Source organism: Agromyces mediolanus (genome assembly GCF_023715325.1).
GTDB lineage: Bacteria > Actinomycetota > Actinomycetes > Actinomycetales > Microbacteriaceae > Agromyces > Agromyces mediolanus_A.
The window spans coordinates 1-5,503 of sequence record NZ_JAMBNX010000017.1 but is presented as its reverse complement, the minus strand read 5'-3'; the positions used below and the strand labels follow the sequence as shown (position 1 = coordinate 5,503).

Annotated in this window: 3 rRNA genes; all 3 read left to right on the top strand. The window is 56.2% G+C overall.

The annotated features are described in order from the left end of the window. Positions 1-67: 67 nt before the first annotated feature. The 3 genes from M3147_RS18840 to rrf all read left to right on the top strand — a co-directional run bounded on the left by M3147_RS18840 (position 68) and on the right by rrf (position 5,452). Positions 68-1,592 (top strand): 16S ribosomal RNA (locus M3147_RS18840). Between the two features lie 477 nt (positions 1,593-2,069). Beyond that, a 23S ribosomal RNA gene (locus M3147_RS18835) occupies positions 2,070-5,174 on the top strand. Between the two features lie 161 nt (positions 5,175-5,335). After that, positions 5,336-5,452, top strand: a 5S ribosomal RNA gene (gene rrf / locus M3147_RS18830). The 16S, 23S and 5S rRNA genes sit together here, the layout of an rRNA operon. The last annotated feature ends 51 nt before the right edge of the window (positions 5,453-5,503 follow it).

Genomic DNA, 5,503 nt, shown 5'->3' with positions numbered 1-5,503 from the left:
GGATTCCTTTGATTGATGGACAATTTGATTTTTTAGTCAGTTGTTTCTCTGTCAGTGATTGAAGTTTCTTTTGGAGAGTTTGATCCTGGCTCAGGACGAACGCTGGCGGCGTGCTTAACACATGCAAGTCGAACGATGAACTTGGAGCTTGCTCTGGGGGATTAGTGGCGAACGGGTGAGTAACACGTGAGTAACCTGCCCTGGACTCTGGGATAACTTCGAGAAATCGGAGCTAATACCGGATAGGACCTTGCACCGCATGGTGTGGGGTGGAAAGTTTTTCGGTTTGGGATGGACTCGCGGCCTATCAGCTTGTTGGTGAGGTAATGGCTCACCAAGGCGTCGACGGGTAGCCGGCCTGAGAGGGTGACCGGCCACACTGGGACTGAGACACGGCCCAGACTCCTACGGGAGGCAGCAGTGGGGAATATTGCACAATGGGCGCAAGCCTGATGCAGCAACGCCGCGTGCGGGATGACGGCCTTCGGGTTGTAAACCGCTTTTAGTAGGGAAGAAGCCTTCGGGTGACGGTACCTGCAGAAAAAGGACCGGCTAACTACGTGCCAGCAGCCGCGGTAATACGTAGGGTCCGAGCGTTGTCCGGAATTATTGGGCGTAAAGAGCTCGTAGGCGGTTTGTCGCGTCTGCTGTGAAATCTAGAGGCTCAACCTCTAGCCTGCAGTGGGTACGGGCAGACTTGAGTGGTGTAGGGGAGACTGGAATTCCTGGTGTAGCGGTGGAATGCGCAGATATCAGGAGGAACACCGATGGCGAAGGCAGGTCTCTGGGCACTTACTGACGCTGAGGAGCGAAAGCGTGGGGAGCGAACAGGATTAGATACCCTGGTAGTCCACGCCGTAAACGTTGGGCGCTAGATGTGGGGACCTTTCCACGGTTTCCGTGTCGTAGCTAACGCATTAAGCGCCCCGCCTGGGGAGTACGGCCGCAAGGCTAAAACTCAAAGGAATTGACGGGGGCCCGCACAAGCGGCGGAGCATGCGGATTAATTCGATGCAACGCGAAGAACCTTACCAAGGCTTGACATACACGAGAACGGGCCAGAAATGGTCAACTCTTTGGACACTCGTGAACAGGTGGTGCATGGTTGTCGTCAGCTCGTGTCGTGAGATGTTGGGTTAAGTCCCGCAACGAGCGCAACCCTCGTCGCATGTTGCCAGCACGTTATGGTGGGGACTCATGTGAGACTGCCGGGGTCAACTCGGAGGAAGGTGGGGATGACGTCAAATCATCATGCCCCTTATGTCTTGGGCTTCACGCATGCTACAATGGCCGGTACAAAGGGCTGCGATGTCGTAAGGCGGAGCGAATCCCAAAAAGCCGGTCTCAGTTCGGATTGAGGTCTGCAACTCGACCTCATGAAGTCGGAGTCGCTAGTAATCGCAGATCAGCAACGCTGCGGTGAATACGTTCCCGGGCCTTGTACACACCGCCCGTCAAGTCATGAAAGTCGGTAACACCCGAAGCCGGTGGCCTAACCCTTGTGGAGGGAGCTGTCGAAGGTGGGATCGGTGATTAGGACTAAGTCGTAACAAGGTAGCCGTACCGGAAGGTGCGGCTGGATCACCTCCTTTCTAAGGAGCACTGGACCAGCTTGCTGGTTCCAGGAGAGCCAGATTGAGGCGAACGTTCTCACTGGTTGCTCATGGGTGGAACATTGACATAGGTGCTCGTCTGAATGGTTCAGATTTAGTACGCCTTAGCGTTGTTTCGGCAGCGTGGGGGTTGGAACGGTCGGGGTCGGCCGGTCGGGCACGTGCACGCTGTTGGGTCCTGAGGGACCGGACGTGACCCCTGACTTTGGTTGGGGGTGGCTGGTTTCTTGCAGGCCTTTGCCGATGCTCATTGTGGTGGGCGGGTGTGGGGGTGCTGTTCGTCTGTTGAGAACTACATAGTGGACGCGAGCATCTTAGACTGATCCCTTTTTGGGGTCGGTCACATAGGTGAGTCGTCGAATGGTGCCCTTTCGGGGGTGGCTGTTTCGGCGTATTCACTGGTCAATTTCGCAGCATCCTTTGGGGTGTTGCACGAATTCGATCGAACTCATGTGATTTCAAGTTTCTAAGAGCAAACGGTGGATGCCTTGGCATCTGGAGCCGAAGAAGGACGTCGTAATCTGCGATAAGCCTCGGGGAGCTGATAAACGAGCTGTGATCCGAGGATTTCCGAATGGGGAAACCCCGCCAGGCCCTTTGGGTGACCTGGTGACTCCCGCCTGAATATATAGGGCGGGTAGAGGGAACGTGGGGAAGTGAAACATCTCAGTACCCACAGGAAGAGAAAACAACCGTGATTCCGTGAGTAGTGGCGAGCGAAAGCGGATGAGGCTAAACCGGTCATGTGTGATACCCGGCAGGGGTTGCATGGTCGGGGTTGTGGGACCTTTCGGGCTGTTCTGCCGGACAGCCACGGTGACGCGTATGCGATAGACGAACCGGATTGAAAGCCGGACCGGAGTGGGTGTGAGTCCCGTAGTCGAAATCGTGTGCGGCCCGGAGAGGGATCCCAAGTAGCACGGGGCCCGAGAAATCCCGTGTGAATCTGCCAGGACCACCTGGTAAGCCTAAATACTCCCAGATGACCGATAGCGGACAAGTACCGTGAGGGAAAGGTGAAAAGTACCCCGGGAGGGGAGTGAAATAGTACCTGAAACCGTTTGCTTACAAACCGTCGGAGCTCCCGTGTTGGGGTGACGGCGTGCCTTTTGAAGAATGAGCCTGCGAGTTAGTGATCTGTGGCGAGGTTAACCCGTGTGGGGTAGCCGGAGCGAAAGCGAGTCTGAATAGGGCGATTCAGTCGCAGGTCCTAGACCCGAAGCGAAGTGATCTATCCATGGCCAGGTTGAAGCGACGGTAAGACGTCGTGGAGGACCGAACCCACTTAGGTTGAAAACTGAGGGGATGAGCTGTGGATAGGGGTGAAAGGCCAATCAAACTTCGTGATAGCTGGTTCTCTCCGAAATGCATTTAGGTGCAGCGTTGCGTGTTTCTTGCCGGAGGTAGAGCTACTGGATGGCCGATGGGCCTCAACAGGTTACTGACGTCAGCCAAACTCCGAATGCCGGTAAGTGAGAGCGCAGCAGTGAGACGGTGGGGGATAAGCTTCATCGTCGAGAGGGAAACAACCCAGACCACCGACTAAGGTCCCTAAGCGCGTGCTAAGTGGGAAAGGATGTGGAGTTGCACAGACAACCAGGAGGTTGGCTTAGAAGCAGCCACCCTTGAAAGAGTGCGTAATAGCTCACTGGTCAAGTGATTCCGCGCCGACAATGTAACGGGGCTCAAGCACGCCACCGAAGTCGTGGCATTCATACAATCGATAGGCCTTCGTGGTCCAGTCGTGTGGATGGGTAGGAGAGCGTCGTGTGCCGGGTGAAGCGGCGGTGGAAACCAGCCGTGGACGGCACACGAGTGAGAATGCAGGCATGAGTAGCGAAAGACGGGTGAGAAACCCGTCCTCCGGAAGACCAAGGGTTCCAGGGTCAAGCTAATCTGCCCTGGGTAAGTCGGGACCTAAGGCGAGGCCGACAGGCGTAGTCGATGGACAACGGGTTGATATTCCCGTACCGGCGAAGAACCGCCCACACCAATCCAGTAATGCTAACCATCCGAACTGTCACATCGTTCCCTTCGGGGGACACCGTGGCGGGGAGCATGGGACCCGGTCTGGTGCGGTGAGCGTATTAACAGGTGTGACGCAGGAAGGTAGCCCAGCCCGGGCGATGGTTGTCCCGGGGCAAGCGTGTAGGCCGAGTCGTAGGCAAATCCGCGACTCATGACGGCTGAGACGTGATGCGGATAAAAAGTGGGTGATCCTATGCTGCCAAGAAAAGCATCGACGCGAGGTTCTAGCCGCCCGTACCCCAAACCGACTCAGGTGGTCAGGTAGAGAATACCGAGGAGATCGAGAGAATCGTGGTTAAGGAACTCGGCAAAATGCCCCCGTAACTTCGGGAGAAGGGGGGCCGGAACGTTGTAGGCACTTGCTGCCGAAGGCGTGAAGGCCGCAGAGACCAGTGGGAAGCGACTGTTTACTAAAAACACAGGTCCGTGCGAAGTCGCAAGACGATGTATACGGACTGACGCCTGCCCGGTGCTGGAAGGTTAAGCGGAACGGTTAGCTCTTCGGAGCGAAGCTGAGAAGTTAAGCCCCAGTAAACGGCGGTGGTAACTATAACCATCCTAAGGTAGCGAAATTCCTTGTCGGGTAAGTTCCGACCTGCACGAATGGCGTAACGACTTCCCAGCTGTCTCAACCGCGAACTCGGCGAAATTGCAGTACGAGTAAAGATGCTCGTTACGCGCAGAAGGACGGAAAGACCCCGTGACCTTTACTACAGCTTGGTATTGGTGTTCGGTGTGGCTTGTGTAGGATAGGTGGGAGACTTTGAAGCGGGCACGCCAGTGTTCGTGGAGTCATTGTTGAAATACCACTCTGGTCACTCTGGATATCTAACTTCGAACCGTGATCCGGTTCAGGGACAGTGCCTGGTGGGTAGTTTAACTGGGGCGGTTGCCTCCCAAAGAGTAACGGAGGCGCCCAAAGGTTCCCTCAACCTGGTTGGCAATCAGGTGGCGAGTGTAAGTGCACAAGGGAGCTTGACTGCGAGACTGACAGGTCGAGCAGGGACGAAAGTCGGGACTAGTGATCCGGCAGTGGCTTGTGGAAGCGCTGTCGCTCAACGGATAAAAGGTACCTCGGGGATAACAGGCTGATCTTGCCCAAGAGTCCATATCGACGGCATGGTTTGGCACCTCGATGTCGGCTCGTCGCATCCTGGGGCTGGAGTAGGTCCCAAGGGTTGGGCTGTTCGCCCATTAAAGCGGTACGCGAGCTGGGTTTAGAACGTCGTGAGACAGTTCGGTCCCTATCCTCTGCGCGCGCAGGAAATTTGAGAGGATCTGACCCTAGTACGAGAGGACCGGGTTGGACGAACCTCTGGTGTGCCAGTTGTTCCGCCAGGAGCACCGCTGGTTAGCTACGTTCGGGATGGATAACCGCTGAAAGCATCTAAGCGGGAAGCCGGCCTCAAGATGAGATTTCCATCCCCTTCGGGGGGAGAGGCGCCCAGCCAGACGACTGGGTTGATAGGCCAGATGTGGAAGCACCGCAAGGTGTGGAGCTGACTGGTACTAATACGCCGATAACTTGATAATCACTATCTACATCACGTTTACGAAAAGGCACGATGTAGAGCCTGATGACTCGCGTCCACTGTGTGGTTCCCAACAGACGAACCAACAAACTGAACAGAGCAACGCTCGAACAACTTCCCCACCAACCCCCGCACACGCGCGGTTGGTGACGGGGCACGAGTTACGGCGGCCATAGCGTCAGGGAAACGCCCGGACACATTCCGAACCCGGAAGCTAAGACTGACAGCGCCGATGGTACTGCAGGGGGGACCCTGTGGGAGAGTAGGACACCGCCGGACACCCATTCACGAAAGGCCACCCCGAACCCCGGGGTGGCCTTTCGGCATTTA